The sequence below is a fragment of the Marinobacter aromaticivorans genome (assembly GCF_002806975.1).
In the GTDB taxonomy this organism is placed as follows: Bacteria; Pseudomonadota; Gammaproteobacteria; order Pseudomonadales; family Oleiphilaceae; genus Marinobacter; species Marinobacter aromaticivorans.
In genome coordinates this window covers 118,438-134,476 of the sequence record NZ_NIHD01000005.1, presented here as the reverse complement: position 1 = coordinate 134,476, position 16,039 = coordinate 118,438, and the positions used below count along the sequence as shown (strand labels likewise).

The window sequence follows — 16,039 nt, the reverse complement described above, 5'->3', positions numbered from 1 at the left end:
GGACATCATGCCGCAAGATCACGATCTGGACATTCTGCAACTGATTACCCGCCGCAAACTGATCATGGTGGGAGGGAAAGGCGGGGTCGGCAAAACCACCACAGCCTCTGCCATTGCCGTTGCTGCAGCCAACCAGGGGCGCCGGGTATTGTTGATATCCACTGACCCGGCCCACAGCCTGGCAGATGCCTTTGACCGTACCATTGGAGGCCGGATAACACGCATGGCCCCCAACCTGGATGCCCTGGAGCTGGACCCGGATACAGAAGCGGAAGCCTATATGGACCGGGTTATGCAGCAAATGCGACGGTTCGCCGGGCCGGACCAGATTAACGAACTGCAGCGACAGCTCCGGCTGGGCGCCCAATCCCCGGGGGCCCAGGAAGCGGCCATTCTGGAGAGGATGGCCACGCTGATTGAAGACAGCGAAAACAACTACGACCTGCTGATCTTCGACACAGCCCCCACAGGCCACACGTTACGGCTGCTGACCCTGCCGGAAATCATGGCGGCCTGGACCGACGGCCTGCTGAAACACAACAAACGCTCTGAAAAACTGGGCAAGGCGCTGGCGCACCTGACACCCGGGCGCAGCGTCGACAATCCACTGAAAAGCCCGGAAGAAAATCCGGTGGAAGGTATGGACCAGCGAGGCCAGGAGTTAACCGAAACCCTGCTGCGCCGCCAGCGCCTGTTTCAGCGCACACGCCGCCGTCTTAACGATACGGAGCACACAGCATTTGTGTTTGTAATGACCCCGGAGAAGCTGCCGATTCTTGAAACCGGCAGAGCCATCGAAGCACTGGCCAGCGCAAACATACCCGTTGCCGGCGTGATCGTTAACCGCATCATGCCGGATACCGCCAGCAGTTCGTTCTGGCAGGCTCGTATCGAACGCCAGAGACGCTACCTGCAGGAAATCGACAGCTTGCTGAAAGGCCTGCCACAGAAGCGCCTGCCACTGATGGAAGACGATGTCAGTGGCCTTGAAGCGCTCTCAAACTTCGCGCACCTGATGACAGAAGAGCTGGCTTGAAAAAGCGTGGGCAAACCTCAGTCCTTGAACTGGGCCTTGTCCAGACCGTGCTTTTTCATTTTGTCGTAGAGCGTTTTACGGGCAACGCCCAGCTGCACCATGGTGTCCTTTATGCTGCCATGGCAGGCATTGAGAGCGCTGGTAAGCACCGAATGCTCAAAACTGTCCATCATTTCTGCCAGGGTGCGCCGGCCACTCACATCTGCTCTTGCGGCGGACTCGCTTTCATCCAGTGCTGCCGGCCCAAGCAGCACATAACGCTCCGCCAGATTGCGCAATTCACGGACGTTTCCGGGCCAGCTATGGTGCATTAACCGTGCGGCCTGGCTGGCATCAAGGGGGATGCTTTCCCGGTCATAACGGGCAGCGGCAATCAGCACAAAGTGGTGAAACAGCATGGGGATATCTTCCTTGCGCTCGCGCAAGGGCGGGATATCCACTTTCACCACATTCAGCCGGTAATAGAGATCGGCGCGGAAACTGCCCTCGTCGCTGAGCGCCTTCAGATCTGCCTTGGTGGCCGCAATAATGCGCACATCCACATCCTGCACCTGGTTGCTGCCCAGGCGCTCCACCTTTTGTTCTTCAAGCACCCGCAGCAGTTTGATCTGCAGCGGCATGGGCATGCTTTCCACTTCATCCAGGAACAGGGTGCCCTTGTGGGCGTGTTCTATCTTGCCGATTCGGCGTTTGTCGGCACCGGTAAAGGCCCCGGCCTCATGGCCAAACAGCTCGCTCTCAATCAGGTTTTCCGGCACGGCACCGCAGTTGATCGCCACAAAGTTGTAGGCACGCCTGGGGCTGTTCTCATGAATATAGCGGGCCAGTGCGTCCTTGCCGGAACCTGTTTCGCCAAACAGCAGTGTATTGGCGGAAATATCCAGAATCGGCGTGATGGTGTCCATCACCTTCCGCATGCTCGGGGTATCACCGAGAATCCTCGGGCCCGGGCGCGCAAGATGGCGTAACTGCGCCTTGAGCCGCCGGTTTTCCAGAGCGAGGTGACGTTTTTCCAGCGCGTGCCTGAGCAATTCAATAAGCTCGTCGTGATCAAAGGGCTTCTCGATAAAATCATAGGCGCCCTGCTGCATGGCGGAAACCGCCGTGCTGATGTCACCCTGGCCGGTGAGAATGATAACCGGGATGGTATTGTCGATAGCCTGAATTGCACTCAGCAACTCAAGCCCGTCCATACCCGGCATGTTGTAATCACACAGCACCACACCGTTGTATTCAGCTGTAACGGTTTCAAGGGCAGATTCTGCATTCCCGTAACAGCGCACCGGCATATCTTCCAGAGTCAACGCCTGGGCTATGGACTGGCGAATGTGGGGCTCATCATCCACAAAAATAACCGAGGGTTGTGTCATTCCATGGCCTCCCGCTTCTTCAGGTTAAATTCAAATTCGGCACCCGGCCCATCACTGCGATTGCGCCCGGTAAGCCGGCCACCCAGGGCATCGGCAATCTGCCTTGAGATAGACAATCCCAGCCCAAGCCCCTGTTTAACCGACTTGGTGGTGAAGAAAGGCTCAAAAATCTGTTCTGTATTTGCCGGCAGCCCCGTTCCGTTATCCCGGACAAAACAACGCCAGCACTCACCCTGCTCTTCAATATCTATGGTGATTTCCGGTTGCTCCCGGCTTTCCACCGCCTGAACGGCATTGGCCAGCAGGTTCACCATCACCTGTTCAATGCGAATCAGGTCGCCATGGCAAATCACCGGCTGCACAGGGCGGTTCCACCGGATATCAATACCTGCGCTGCTTTTCTGTGCCGCAACAATCTTCAGGGAGGCGTCCACCGCCAGGCGCAAATCCACAATGGTTGGCGGCCCTTCAGACTTGCGGGCGAACACCTTGAACTGACGGGTAAGCTCCGCCATTTTGTCGCACAGGAGTACAATTTCACTGAGGTTCGCATCCACCATGTCGGCCGCACCTTTTTCCAGAAAGCGCCTACTGTTTCTGGCGTAGGTCTGGATAGCGGTCAGTGGCTGGCTCATCTCGTGGTTAAGACCAGCCGACATCTGCCCCAGCACCGCCAGTTTGGCCGCCTGAATCAGCTCCTGCTGGGTTTCCCGCAACTCGCTCTGGGTGCGCTCCCGTTCCCGTATTTCATCCAGCAATTTGCGATTGGAGCGCTCCAGATCGGCTGTCCGTTCAGCAACCCGGAGCTCAAGCTGCTCCCCTCTCAGGGCCAGCTCCGCTTCACGGCGATAGCGTTCACGCACATACAGCCACGCCAGCAGAATGCCAAAATAAACGGCGATGCCACCTGCCACAAATCCCAGCCGTGTCCATACCACCGAACGGGTACTCACCATCACCTGCAGCGTCCAGTCCAGTCTCGGTAACGGTGTTCGAACACTCAGGTACTCGCGGCCCCCACCGTTTTCCCGGATGCGCAGGGTTCGGGACGAGCCCGACAGGCCGGATTGCCTGCCAAGATACTCAAGGGCGACCGGTTTCAGATCCCGGTCCGGATAACGTTGGCGAGACGCCTCCCCCGGCGCTTTTTCAGGGCTTCCGGTGAAGTCGCGATACAGCCATTCGGGCTTGCTGGCGAGAAAGCTCACGCCAGCCTCATCCAGAACCACCATTTCTGCTTCCCGCACGGAAGCGGGTCTGTGCCACTGGGATTCCAGCTCATGCACCAGCACTTTTACCGCAACAATGCCCAGAATTTCAGAATTCTGACCGCGCACCGGATGGGAAAAATAGAGGCCCCGAACACCCGACATAAGCCCGAGCGCAAAATACACCGCTGAATTACCGCTCTCCATTGCTTCATAGAAATACGGCCGGAAGGAAAAATTGCGCCCCACAAAGCTGTCCACCTGCTGGTAATTATTGGCGGCAATCGTCAGCCCCGTCGTATCCATGAGATACACATCGGAACTGCCCACGATCGTAGCCATACGCTGCATTTCTTCGTTGGCCTGGTGAATGATCTCAGGGTTATCCGGGGCGCTCAGGGCTGCTGCGAGCAATGGATGCTCCGCCATCAGCTCGGGAATGGGCAGGTACCGGTTAAGCTCGTTGCCAACAAGCTGACGGTAACGGAAAGATTCCTCCAGGCTGTCCTGTTCAACCACCCGGTAGCCAACCCAACCACCCAGCATCCAGGACACCACGAGGGTGGCCACAAAAACAGCAATAGCGCCTATCCGGTAGGACATAGCCCGGTTCCTGAAACACCGTTGAAAGGACGCCAGAGTATCGCCCACCCCCCTGAAGGACAAGGGAAGAACAGGGTGGGCGGGCGAGACCGGCAAGGCTCAGGCGGTAGCCAGGCGAACCTTGCGCTGGCGCTGCATCAGGAAGGCAACCACCGCAAGCCCTATGCCCATCATGTCGGATACCAGACCGCCCTCAATCATCAACAGCGCAGCGCCTATCAGCAGCAGCCGGGCTATCCAGGACGCCGACACATTGGCAAACCAGCCCAACACACCGCCAGACAACAAATAGACACCAAAGAGCGCGGTAACCAGTGCACGGCCTATATCGAACCAGCCTGCTTCCATCAACAGCGCGCCGTTGTAGAAAAACATGAAAGGAACAATGAACGCCGCGATACCGATGCGGAATGACGCCACAGAGGTCTCCATGGCATTGGCACCGGAAATCCCCGCTGCCGCGTAAGACGCCAGTGCAACCGGAGGTGTGATGGCCGAAACCACCGCAAAGTAGAACACAAAAAAGTGCGCCGTCAGTGGCTCAATACCCAACTGAACAAGGCCCGGAGCAACCACCGAGGCGGCAACGGCATAAGCGGCTGTGGTGGGCATGCCCATGCCCAGAAGAATGGAGATGAACATGGCAAAAATCAGTGCCAGAAGCTGGCTGGCTTCTGCCACATCAAGCAGCAGCACCGAGAAACGGGCACCGACACCGGTCAGGGAAATAACCCCCACGATAACGCCTGCCGCCGCACACACCACAATAATCTGTATGGCCATGTAGGAGGCAATTTCCAGCGCGTGCAGAATCTGCCGGATACCCATCTTGTTGGGCGAGAACCAACTGACCACCGCCGCAGACACCATCGCCAGAGTACCGGCACGAATCACCGAGTAGCCTATGAACAGTGCCACGATCAGAATAATAATCGGCAGGAACAGGTAGCTCTGCTTCACCATGGTCCGCAATTTTGGCAACTCATCTTCCCGCATGCCCCGCATGCCGGTTTTTGCCGCCTCGAAATCCACCATGAAGTACACGGACGCAAAATACAGTATTGCGGGAATAATGGCCGCAATGGCGATTTCGGTATAAGGAATGCCGGTAATCTCAGCCATGATGAAGGCACCTGCCCCCATGATCGGCGGCATGATCTGGCCACCGGTAGAGGCTGCCGCTTCTACAGCACCTGCCGACTTCTTGCTGTAACCCACTTTTTTCATCAACGGGATAGTCAGCGACCCGGTAGACACCACGTTACCTGCACTGGTGCCGTTGATCATGCCCATAAGCCCGGAAGCGAAAATGGACACCTTTGCAGGGCCACCCCGTGAGCGCCCGGCAGCCGCGAAGGCGAAATTTACAAAATAGTCGCCCACTTTTGACGACTGCAAGAACGCCGCAAAAACAATGAACAGAATAATATAGGTAGAAGAAACTGCCGTGGTGGGCCCGAGAATACCGGCATCGGTATAAACCTGGCTGAAAAACCGCTGCACCGACAGGCCGGGGTAACCAAGGAAGCCTGGCAAATACGGCCCGGCAAACACATACACCAGAAACACCAGGCCGATAATCACCAGCGCCAGGCCGGCCACCCGGCGTGTCAGCTCCATAATCAGCGCCGTGCCTGCCACAGCCGCAAAGGATATGCCCACAGGCGCAAACGAGGTGCCCGTAGACATACGCATGGGCGTGTTATAAGCCACAAGGAAATAGGCTGCCACGGCAATGGAGCACACAACCAGCACCAGATCCGGAACGCTGAAGCGCGAGCGCTCACGCTGGTGGAACCAGCTCATTACAATGCCTGTGCCCGTTGCCACCAGCAGAGGCCAGCCAAAATGCCAGGTTTCCAGATCAACAGGAATGCGCATGGCGCCGTTCTGAACCATCTGCCAGAAGGAGAATGTCTGATACAGCACATAAAAAGCTGGCAAAAGCGCTACAGCGCCTATCCAGGTGGTCCAGCGGTGGCGTGCAGAGCCTTCCTCGGCAGAAACAAAGCGGGCGCCGGCGAACAGAACAAAACCCAGAACAAGCGCCCCGGCAATGTGCACAATCCGGAACGACCAGGTTTCCAGGGGCGCAATATTCAGCGAATAGAGGTGAAACGAGGAGTAAACAATGGCAAGCAGAGTCACAAACTTCAGCATGCCGCCTTCAAACAGCCTGCGGTTCTCCTCTACAGGCTCTTCATCCACGTTATGGGCAAGCACGTGGTCTTCGGTTACCTCCACGTCAGAGAAGTCTTTGGGGTGTCGTTCGAGTGTCATCGGGAGTCCTGCCAGCAGACAAATCGGAGCCGGCAAGCTGCCGACTGTTATACGGGGGCCTTGCAGCCCCCTGTTTCAGGCCTGAAGATCAATCGTGTTATTTGATCTTGCTTTGTTCGATGGTATAGCCATTTTCGTTGAACCAGCGCGCAGCACCCGGATGCCAGGGCAGAACATTGTTCTTGCTGTAATTCTCGGGAATGGAATTGCGGGCTGCCTTGTGAATGGACACCATCTTGTCGTTATTCTCCATAGTCAGCTTGGTGATTTCATACACGAAGGTCTCCGGCACATCGCAGTTCACCATGGCAAAGTTCCACATGGAAACCACCCGCGACGGCTCATCCAGTGACTGATAGGTGCTGGCTGGAATAACGAATTCGGAAACCGGGAAATTATCCGTAATCTTCTTCGCTTCCGCATCGGTCATGCCAATGATATTTACATTGGTCTGGACTTCCAGCTGGCTCACCGCCGGAATGGGGATGCCTGCGGCAAAGGCAACAACATCAATCAGGCCATCCTGAAGCTGGCCACCAAGATCGGACCAACTGCCGTTACGACGCTTGAAGTTCACACCCAGGGTTTCCATCATGCGGGGGAAATAGGTGTCAGAGGTTGAGCCCGCGGGGCCGAAACCGATGGTGGCGCCATCCGGAATGTCAGAAATAGACTTGATTCCGGAACTGCTGAGCGCCGTCACCGAGAAAGGCGTCTCGTACATGGGGAACATGGCGCAAACGTTGTCCATCTTCATGCCCGGCGCCAGAGGGCTGTTACCTTCCATGGATTCCCGGGCCGGGCCCATGGTGGTGAGGCCGAACTTGAGATCACCGGTATGTACCAGCGCCATGTTCTGCATCGGACCACCAGTGATCTCGGCACCGCCGGAAACACCCAGATTTTCTGCAACAAAGTTGGCCCAACCGGAACCATAGGCAAAATAGGTTCCGCCCTGGCTGGCCGTTCCCACGGTAAAGTTATCCGGCCATTCAGAACGGTCCTGGGCAACAACAGGACCAGCAACAACAAGAGTAGAGGCAAATGCCACTGCCATAACGGCTTGGGTCTTCATAGAGAATGCTCCCTGGTTCATTTTGTTTATTGGGTGCTCAACGGAGCCCGGAGGGGCTGCGATGGTCTTTAAACAGCAAATAGCGGGCCAGATGAAATACCCTTTCAAAAACAAGAACCTTCCGCAAGGAGCACAAGACGCACGCCGACAAATGGGTGAAAACCCACCCATCAATATGAGCTGATGGGTTGAATTCCGCCAGCCACCCTCGACAGCATGTCCAGCAGACTTGCCGGGCTTTAGTCGAGCGCGCTCGGCAAGGAAACCGTTCGCCAACTCCGAAAGCTGCAACGGATCTGGCAAACGACACAGCTGCAACCTTTGAGTATCTGAGCGTAATCACGCAAAGTAAGTAGCTCGTAAACAATTGCGCACGCGATGAATCCCAAGCCAGGTCTCTGGTTATGCTCCGATGCTGGTTGCACCGTGCCTTGTGCGCAGCTTTTATGGTTACTAAATGACCCAACTGACCACACAGCTCAACACAGCCACTGATACCATCAGCGACTCCGACCGCTGGCGTGTTCTTGTGGTATTGCTCATGGCGATTTTTATGTCGCTGATGAGTGTGAGTGTGATTAACGTCGCTCTGGCATCGATCCAGGAAGGGCTGGATGCCAGCCAGTCTGATATCCAGTGGGTGTTATCCGGTTATGCCCTCACCTTTGGCGTGGTACTGGTCAGTGCGGGCCGTGCCGGCGACCTCATGGGGCGCGGCGGTTTTTTTATTCTGGGGGTTTCCATATTCACCCTCGCATCAGTTGCCGCGGGCCTGGCACCGGACGCGGACTGGCTGAATGCCGCCCGTTTTGTTCAGGGGGTCGGCTCGGGATTTCTCAACCCCCAGGGTATTGGCATGATCCAGCAGTATTTTCAGGGTCCGGATCGCGCTCGCGCCTTTGGTTTTTTTGGTACCACCGTGGGTGTTTCAGTCGCTGTTGGGCCGGTTCTTGGCGGGCTGCTAATTCAGTTGGGTGGTCCGGAGATTGGCTGGCGCCTGACCTTTCTTATTAACGTTCCCATAGGCCTGTTAACCATAGGGCTGGCGCTGCTGTGGTTTCCGCGCCCCCTGATACACAAGCCCAGACTCCTGGCAGATAAAGGCCTGGGCTCTCTGGACCCGGTGGGCGCCCTGCTACTGGGTTTGGGTGTGCTGGCCGTGCTCTACCCCTTTGTTGAATCACGTTCGTCCGGACTGATGTGGCTGTTGCTGCCCGCCGGACTGCTGCTGTTTTACCTTTGGGTGCGGTGGGAACGCTGGTACACCCGGCGCGGCTACAGCCCCATGGTGGATCTGAAAATTTTTGCCACCTCCAGCTACCGAAATGGCAGCGTCATAATGTTTCTGTATTTTTTGGGCATGACCAGTGTCTGGGTACTGATTCCCCTGTATGCGCAGCAAGCGGTTGGCTTTTCAGCATTTGAAGCAGGAACGATCGGTATTCCCTCGGCACTGCTCTCTGCCTGGTCGTCCAACTGGGCCGGTAAACGCGTCAACCATTACGGTCGGAAGGTTGTCATCGGGGGACTGATTTTTGCGGTGTTCGGATTGCTGTCCAGTATCGCGGTGGTGCTACTGCATGAGTATACCGGCCTGAGCATCTGGTGGCTGATGTTGTCTCTGGCTTTTTTCGGGCTTGGCCAGGGCTCGGTGATCAGCCCCAACCAAACCCTGACTCTCGCCGAAGTGCCGCTCGCCTACGCCGGCAGCTCCGGGGCCATTATGCAAACCGGGCAGCGTATTGGCACTTCGGTGGGCATTGCGGTTATCACCGCCATTGTGTTCTCGGTGCGGCCTTACAGCTCATGGCACAGCGCAGTGAGTATCGGGTTGCTCACGATCACTCTGATTACTCTGTTAGCATTAACCATGGCTTTTAAGGACTTACGGGACCGACACGCTCTGCTCGCAAAGCAAAGAACCAACCAATGAGTAACTGGCCTGCATGCTGCCGAAAGGCTGGAAGTGGAGCCCGCGTAATGGCGTCAGTTCTTGGCATATCTGCGCCTGCGCACCGGAAACGTACGACTACCCTATCAAGCGCTACACTATGAAGAAGTGAAGCGTCAGTGGGTGGGGAACCATTGCATCGCCAGCGGCTTTGAGCCGGGCACCCTGGGTAAACTCGAAAGCAAGAAATCTTGAGGAGCAAGAATGGCTGTACCTGTGGCGTTAACCGTGGATCAGATTTACCATCGCTGTCCGCCGGAGAAGCTGGACTTTGAAAGTACCGAAAACCTGGAAGATCTTGAGCTGCCTCTGGGGCAGGATCGCATGCTGCGGGCCCTGGAGTTCGGGGCCAGCATGGCTGTCAGTGGATTCAACCTGTTTGTGCTGGGGCCAACGGGCGCGGGCAAGCATCAACTGGTCAAGCAGTTCCTGGCCAATCACGCCGCTGGTAAGCCGGTGCCGTCTGACTGGTGCCATGTGTTCAATTTCCAGCACTCAGGCAAACCCAACGCCATTGAGTTGCCACCGGGGGACGGTCGAACATTCAGAGACGACATGAACGACCTGATCAGCGAGCTGAAAACCGCGATTCCGGCCACGTTCGAAAGCGAGGAATACCAGTCCCGCATTCAGGAGCTGCAGGAAGAAGTAACCCGCCGTCAGCAGAAAGGCCTGTTTGCCATAAAGGAGGAGGCGAACGCCAATAACATTGCCATGATAACCACGCCCGCCGGGTTTGCCTTTGCCCCTATGCGCAACGGTGAGGTGATTGAGCCGGAGGAGTACGAAACCTTCTCCGATGAGGAAAAACAGCTGGTTGAAGCCAAGGTGGAAGATCTCCAGAAAAAGCTTCAGCAGGCTATTCAGCAGGTCCCCCGTTTGCGTAAAGAGGTGCGGGAGCGAATTCACCAACTGAATGAAGAAATGGTGCAGCTTACGCTGGGGGGCCCCATTGGTGAGTTGCGCGGGAAGTGGGAGCATGTGCCTGCGGTGGTGACGCATCTGGATTCAGTGTGCAACGATGTGGTTGAACACGCAGAGGCGTTTCAGGACAGTGAAACCGGCGCTCCCGGCGGTTTGCTGAACCGGTACCGGGTCAATCTTCTGGTGGATAATGCCGAAACCCGGGGCGCTCCGGTGGTTTATGAAGACCTGCCTACCCACCAGCACCTGACCGGGCAGATCGAACACAGAGCCCACCAGGGCAACCTGTATACCGATTTCACCCTGGTTCGTGCCGGTTCCCTTCACCGGGCCAACGGTGGCTACCTGATTCTGGACGCCCGCCGCATTCTTACCCAGCCTCTGGCCTGGGAAAGCCTGAAGCGTGTTTTGTTCTCCGGCGAAATCCGCATTGAATCACTGGAGCGTCTGTATGGGCTGGCGACCACGGTCAGCCAGCAACCAGAGCCGATTCCGCTGAACGTGAAAGTGGTTCTGCTGGGCGACCGTATGCTGTATTACCTGCTTTCCCATTACGATCCGGACTTTCTGGACCTGTTCAAGGTGGAAGCAGATTTCGAAGACGATCTGGACCGGGATGATGGCAGTTACACGCTCTACGCCCGCATGATTGCCACCATGGCCCGGGCTTCCGGGCTGAAGGTGCTCGACAGGGCTGCGGTGGCCAGGGTGATCGAGCATGCAAGCCGTTTGGCCAGTGACCAGAAAAAGCTCACAGCCCACGACAGGGTGCTGAAAGACCTGCTTGCCGAGGCCGATCATTGGGCCAGTCAGGCTGGAGAAGACCTCATCAGTGTGGAGCACGTGCAGCAGGCCATTGATGAGCGGGAGTACCGGGCCAGCCGTATTCGTGAGCGCAGTCTGGAGCAGATCCGCCGGGGCGTAATGATGATTGCCACCGAGGGCAGTCAGGTGGGGCAGGTAAACGGCCTTTCCGTATTCCAGATTGGCGCCACCCGGTTTGGCCAGCCAACCCGCATCACCGCTACCGCGCGCCCCGGAAAAGGGCAAGTGGTGGATATCGAACGGGAAGCCAAGCTGGGTGGGCCGATTCACAGCAAGGCCGTGATGATTCTGTCCCGCTTTCTGGCCAACCGCTATGCCCCGATGGGGGAGCTTTCGCTGTCTGCCAGCTTGGCGTTTGAACAGTCCTACGGTGGTGTGGAAGGGGATTCCGCCTCGGTGGCAGAAACCTGCGTGTTGTTGTCCGCTATTACCGGCGTTCCTTTGAGACAGTCACTGGCGGTGACCGGTTCGATGAACCAGCACGGCGAGGTTCAGGCCGTGGGTGGTGTAAACGAGAAAATCGAGGGTTTTTTCAATGTGTGCGCACAGTCTGCAGGCGTGGATGGCCATGGGGCACTGCTTCCGGCCAGTAACGTTGAGCACCTGATGCTCAACGAGCAGGTTCGGGAAGCCGTGCAGGACGCGCGGTTCAGCATTTACCCCCTCAGCCATATCGATCAGGCCATTGAGCTTTTGACCGGCATGGAAGCCGGCGTTGCAGGTGCCGATGGTGTTTACCCGGAAAACACCTTTAACCGCCGGGTAGCAGATCGGCTGGCGGAGTTTGCGGAAGTCAGCAGAAAAAAAGACGACGACGGGGCGAACGGTAGTGGAGGCAATGGTGGTAACAACAACAGCGACGACTGACAAACCGACAGTGTCAATTCCGGCTGGCCGGGTACTGATTCTGCTGGACGGTTCACGCCTGAGCCTTGCTGCGCTGGAAGCTGCCGCCGAGATTGCCTCGGCTCGTAACGCCGAAGTTCTGGGTATTTTCGTGGAAGAGCTCAACCTGCTGCGCACGGCCGGTTATGGCTTTGCCCGGGAAGTCGGCGGCAGTTCCGGCCTGGCCCGACCGCTGGAGGCGACAGTGCTGCAGGCCCGCATGCAGGCTCTGGCAGAACAGGCACGGCGTTCACTGCAGCACGCGATGGCTCGCCGGGGGCTGGTACAAACCCTCAAGCTTTGCCGGGGGCGGGTTGCGGAAGAGGTATTGAATCTGATGCAGCCGGAAGACCTTGTGGTGCTCGGGCGGGTCGGCTGGTCCGGTATTCCCGGAACCCGGCTGGGATCCACCGCCCGGGCTCTGCTGCGACAGGCACCGGGCGATGTTCTGCTGTGGGCGGAACCCCGGCCCCGGCGCCAGAATCGCGTGGTGGTTCTGCTCAATCATGATCAGGGTGCCAATCACCGCGCACTGCGTGTAGGGGCCGAGCTGGCCCGCCGCAGCAATCAGCCATTGAGTGTGTTACTGCGCACCAGCCCTGAGGATGATCCGTCGGTGGCGGAGGACATGCTAACCTTCCTGCAGCGTGAAGGTCTTGCTGCCCGTGTAAGGCGCATACCGGTGGCCAGTGCCGGCGCTGCTGTACGAGCCATGCAGGAAGAGGGCGCCGCCCAGTTGGTAGTCAGCCGCACCTGCAGCCTGTTTGCCGATCAGGGCGCGGAAGTCCTGCTGTCGGAACTGAACCTGCCGATTACTGTTACGCCCTGAGCGGCTCCGGACCGCTCAGCAATAGAGACTGTTAGATTATTCCGAGGCCTGTAGTGACAACACCCTGTGATGATGATTTTGTTGTAGTGACCACCGCCGAAGCGGCGGTTGATCGTCTTGCGGCTCTTTATGAACAAGCCACCAGCGCTCTGCGCACAGCGCTGAAACAGTATCTTGCTGAGCGCCGGCTGCCGCAGGATCCCCAATGCGCCTTCCGTTACCCGGAGCTGCGCCTGACGTATCAGTCCCAGGGCGAGGTGCCCAGCAGCATACGTGCCTACGCACGGCTGCAGGTGCCCGGTATTTACACTGTTACGGTAACTCAGCCAGAAGCCTTCAGGCGTTATCTGGAGAGCCAGCTGGGGCACATGATGAGGGATTTCACCGTCGTCGTGGAGGTGGGCTGGAGCCAGGTCAACATCCCCTATCCTTATGTTGTTGAGCAGGGTGACGAACTGGGCGCTTCAGGCGTGACGGCCAGTGAGCTGGCGCGGATATTCCCCAGTACAGACCTCTCCGCCATCGACGATGGCACCGCCGATGGCCTGTACGACTGGCAGGAACTTGAGCAGTTGCCTTTAGCCCTGTTCAATGCGGCGCGCACGGATTTTTCATTGCGCCGGCTGGTGCACTACACCGGCAGTGACTGGCAGCATGTGCAACGGTGGATACTGTTGACGAACTACCATCGCTATGTTGACCAGTTCATTCGCCACGGGCTGGACATGTTGCAGGGCGACTCACGCTTTCAGAGCATGGTATTGCCCGGTAACGTGGTGATTGAGCGGGGCATGACCGAAGAAGAAATGCAGGCGATTGTCGATTCTGTGGTCTGGCACAGATTCCAGATGCCAGCCTATCACCTGGAGGCGACGGAACCCGGGCAGGGTATTACCCTGGTCAACATCGGCGTGGGCCCCTCCAACGCCAAGACCATCACCGATCACCTCGCCGTAATGCGCCCGCACTGCTGGCTGATGATCGGTCATTGTGGCGGGCTGCGGCAGTCACAGATAATTGGTGACTATGTGCTGGCCCATGCCTACATGCGCAGGGACGGCATCCTTGACCGGGTGCTGCCGCCGAACATTCCGTTACCAGCCCTGGCCGAAGTTCAGCAGGTGCTTCAGCAGGCCGCCGCGGAGATCACCGGCGCCCAGGGCGACACCCTGCGGCGCCGGCTGCGTACCGGCACCGTATTAACCTACGATGACCGTAACTGGGAGCTGCGCTGGGCGCAGGAGCGCTCGCAGATTAACCTGGCCCGCGCCATCGCGGTTGATATGGAGAGCGGCACCATCGCCGCCCAGGGTTACCGGTTTCGCGTACCTTACGGCACCTTGCTGTGCGTCTCCGACAAACCACTGCACAGTGAGATCAAGCTGCCCGGGGCCGCAGGGGCTTTCTACGAGAGCGCAGTTACCCAGCATTTGCATATCGGCATCCGCGCTCTGGAGCTGATGCGCAGTGAGCGCTACACCCTGCACTCACGCAAACTGCGCAGCTTTGATGAGCCGCCGTTTCGCTGAGTGCAGGCCCCGCGCTTACCAGCGCCCCTGCAATGTAGCCACAATCCGGCGGCCATCGGCCCTGTCCCGGTGCTCACACAGATAAATGCCCTGCCAGGTTCCAAGCGCCAATCGCCCGTGGTGCACGGGCAGCGTAAGCGAAGGGCCTATAAGAATGCTCTTGATATGGGCCGGCATGTCGTCCGGCCCCTCCATCACGTGCTCATAGTATGGCGCCCGCTCGGGCACCATCACGTTGAAGTGGCGCTCAAGATCGCCGCGCACGTCCGGGTCTGCGTTTTCGTTCACCGCCAGCGAGGCTGAGGTGTGCTGGATAAACAGGTGCAGCAGCCCTACCTCGCAGTTGGTCATCTCCGGCGCCTGGGCGAGGATTTCCCTGGTTACCAGATGAAATCCCCTCGGCATCGGCGCAAGGTCAATAAACGTCTGATCCCATATCATGGCGGCTCCTGTGGTTTATTTTTGCAGTTCATCCCAGGGGTGCATGGGTACAACGGCTTCACTCACTTCGGCTTCGAAGGAGCTGCGGAAATAGTCCATGGCTTTCTCGGCTTCGCTCAGTTCGTCGAACCGGGCAATGTGGTAGATCGCTTCGCCTTCGTTTACCAGAGGCAAATTGTTCACACAAATCACAATACCGGAGCACGGCGAGGTAATCGCCGTTTCGGATTCGCCAAAGGGGTCGGCCACCATGGCCAGCTTCTGGCCTTTGCGCACTTTCTGCCCGAGCTTGGCGACGGGGCGCATAATGCCGTCAATGTCTGCCCTCACCCACTGGGAACTGGCGGCTATTTCCGAGCGTTTTTTCGGGGTTTTCCGGCCTTTTCGCGGTGGCACCATTTCCAGCTCGCGCATCACGCGCATCACACCTTTTACGCCACTGCCGATAACCACATCATCGAAGCGCAGGGCTTCGCCACCTTCGTAGGTGATAACGGGAATATCCAGAGAATCCGCATAGGCACGCAAGCTGCCGTCACGCAGGCCGGCATTGATGATCACCGGCGCAGCAAAAGCTTCGGCCATGCGGGCGGTTTCCGGGTTTTTAAGCTCCGCCCGGATTTGCGGCAGGTTAAAACGGTGAATGGCACCTGTGTGCAAATCGATGATATGGGTTACGTGTTCCATGATCTGGGTGCGCAGCAGATACGCAATACGCCCTCCGAGGGAGCCGCTTTCGCTGCCGGGGAAACAGCGGTTGAGGTCGCGCCTGTCTGGCAGGTAACGGGTACGATGCACGAAACCGAAAATGTTAACAATGGGTACGGCCACCAGTGTGCCACGCAGGTGGCGAAGTGCGGAATTGGTGAGCACACGGCGCACGATTTCAACGCCGGCAATTTCATCACCATGTATGGCACCACACACCATCAGTACCGGGCCTTCCCGGCGTCCATGTACAATTTCTACGGGCATGTACAACGGAGTGTGGGTATACAGCTTGGCAACGGGAATTTCTATGGTTTGCCGGGTGCCGGGCTGAACCTGCACCCCGGCCATTTCAAAGGGCGCTCGCGCCATCGA

At 57.8% G+C, this 16,039-nt stretch carries 11 protein-coding genes; 5 read left to right on the top strand and 6 right to left on the bottom strand.

Annotation, left to right across the window (positions count from 1 at the left end; genetic code table 11):
• The first annotated feature begins 7 nt into the window (after positions 1-7).
• Positions 8-1,036 (top strand): ArsA family ATPase, encoded by a 1,029-nt coding sequence (locus tag CDH48_RS09350; RefSeq protein WP_100688467.1) that lies wholly within the window; start codon positions 8-10, stop codon positions 1,034-1,036.
• Between the two features lie 17 nt (positions 1,037-1,053).
• On the opposite strand, the gene CDH48_RS09345 is transcribed toward CDH48_RS09350, so the two are convergent.
• The 4 genes from CDH48_RS09345 to CDH48_RS09330 form a co-directional block, all read right to left on the bottom strand.
• A complete protein-coding gene (locus CDH48_RS09345; RefSeq protein WP_100688466.1) occupies positions 1,054-2,406 on the bottom strand; it encodes a sigma-54-dependent transcriptional regulator in 1,353 nt (450 codons plus the stop codon).
• Complete coding sequence (locus CDH48_RS09340; protein WP_100688465.1) at positions 2,403-4,217, bottom strand: sensor histidine kinase; 1,815 nt, start codon at positions 4,215-4,217, stop codon at positions 2,403-2,405. Before CDH48_RS09340 ends, CDH48_RS09345 begins: the two co-directional genes overlap by 4 nt.
• A 99-nt stretch (positions 4,218-4,316) precedes the next feature.
• Positions 4,317-6,497 (bottom strand): TRAP transporter permease, encoded by a 2,181-nt coding sequence (locus tag CDH48_RS09335; RefSeq protein ID WP_100688464.1) that lies wholly within the window; start codon positions 6,495-6,497, stop codon positions 4,317-4,319.
• A gap of 97 nt (positions 6,498-6,594) precedes the next feature.
• Positions 6,595-7,572 (bottom strand): TAXI family TRAP transporter solute-binding subunit, encoded by a 978-nt coding sequence (locus CDH48_RS09330; protein WP_100688463.1) that lies wholly within the window; start codon positions 7,570-7,572, stop codon positions 6,595-6,597.
• Positions 7,573-8,029: 457 nt separating this feature from the next.
• Here CDH48_RS09330 and CDH48_RS09325 point away from each other — a divergent pair, with 457 nt between their 5' ends.
• From CDH48_RS09325 to amn, 4 genes are all read left to right on the top strand, one after another.
• A complete protein-coding gene (locus CDH48_RS09325) occupies positions 8,030-9,505 on the top strand; it encodes an MFS transporter (RefSeq protein ID WP_100688462.1) in 1,476 nt (491 codons plus the stop codon).
• A gap of 222 nt (positions 9,506-9,727) precedes the next feature.
• Positions 9,728-12,139 (top strand): Lon protease family protein, encoded by a 2,412-nt coding sequence (locus CDH48_RS09320; protein ID WP_100688461.1) that lies wholly within the window; start codon positions 9,728-9,730, stop codon positions 12,137-12,139.
• Positions 12,111-12,986, top strand: a complete 876-nt coding sequence (locus CDH48_RS09315; RefSeq protein ID WP_100688460.1) for a universal stress protein — start codon at positions 12,111-12,113, stop codon at positions 12,984-12,986. The genes CDH48_RS09320 and CDH48_RS09315 overlap by 29 nt, the downstream gene beginning before the upstream one ends.
• 53 nt (positions 12,987-13,039) lie before the next feature.
• Positions 13,040-14,515 (top strand): AMP nucleosidase, encoded by a 1,476-nt coding sequence (gene amn / locus CDH48_RS09310; protein WP_100688459.1) that lies wholly within the window; start codon positions 13,040-13,042, stop codon positions 14,513-14,515.
• Positions 14,516-14,530: 15 nt separating this feature from the next.
• On the opposite strand, the gene CDH48_RS09305 is transcribed toward amn, so the two are convergent.
• Both CDH48_RS09305 and CDH48_RS09300 read right to left on the bottom strand, forming a co-directional pair.
• On the bottom strand, positions 14,531-14,956 hold the full coding sequence (locus CDH48_RS09305; RefSeq protein WP_100688458.1) for a secondary thiamine-phosphate synthase enzyme YjbQ: 426 nt from the start codon (positions 14,954-14,956) through the stop codon (positions 14,531-14,533).
• 15 nt (positions 14,957-14,971) lie between these two features.
• Complete coding sequence (locus CDH48_RS09300; protein WP_100688457.1) at positions 14,972-16,036, bottom strand: succinylglutamate desuccinylase/aspartoacylase family protein; 1,065 nt, start codon at positions 16,034-16,036, stop codon at positions 14,972-14,974.
• Positions 16,037-16,039 lie beyond the last annotated feature (3 nt).

What these genes read in the sequence shown, in the direction of transcription:
- CDH48_RS09335 (WP_100688464.1), bottom strand. Translation starts at nt 6,497, where the DNA reads ATGACACTCGAACGACACCCCAAAGACTTCTCTGACGTGGAGGTAACC.
- CDH48_RS09300 (WP_100688457.1), bottom strand. Translation starts at nt 16,036, where the DNA reads ATGGCGCGAGCGCCCTTTGAAATGGCCGGGGTGCAGGTTCAGCCCGGC.
- CDH48_RS09350 (WP_100688467.1), top strand. Translation starts at nt 8, where the DNA reads ATGCCGCAAGATCACGATCTGGACATTCTGCAACTGATTACCCGCCGC.
- CDH48_RS09345 (WP_100688466.1), bottom strand. Translation starts at nt 2,406, where the DNA reads ATGACACAACCCTCGGTTATTTTTGTGGATGATGAGCCCCACATTCGC.
- CDH48_RS09325 (WP_100688462.1), top strand. Translation starts at nt 8,030, where the DNA reads ATGACCCAACTGACCACACAGCTCAACACAGCCACTGATACCATCAGC.
- CDH48_RS09330 (WP_100688463.1), bottom strand. Translation starts at nt 7,572, where the DNA reads ATGAAGACCCAAGCCGTTATGGCAGTGGCATTTGCCTCTACTCTTGTT.
- CDH48_RS09315 (WP_100688460.1), top strand. Translation starts at nt 12,111, where the DNA reads ATGGTGGTAACAACAACAGCGACGACTGACAAACCGACAGTGTCAATT.
- CDH48_RS09305 (WP_100688458.1), bottom strand. Translation starts at nt 14,956, where the DNA reads ATGATATGGGATCAGACGTTTATTGACCTTGCGCCGATGCCGAGGGGA.
- CDH48_RS09320 (WP_100688461.1), top strand. Translation starts at nt 9,728, where the DNA reads ATGGCTGTACCTGTGGCGTTAACCGTGGATCAGATTTACCATCGCTGT.
- CDH48_RS09340 (WP_100688465.1), bottom strand. Translation starts at nt 4,217, where the DNA reads ATGTCCTACCGGATAGGCGCTATTGCTGTTTTTGTGGCCACCCTCGTG.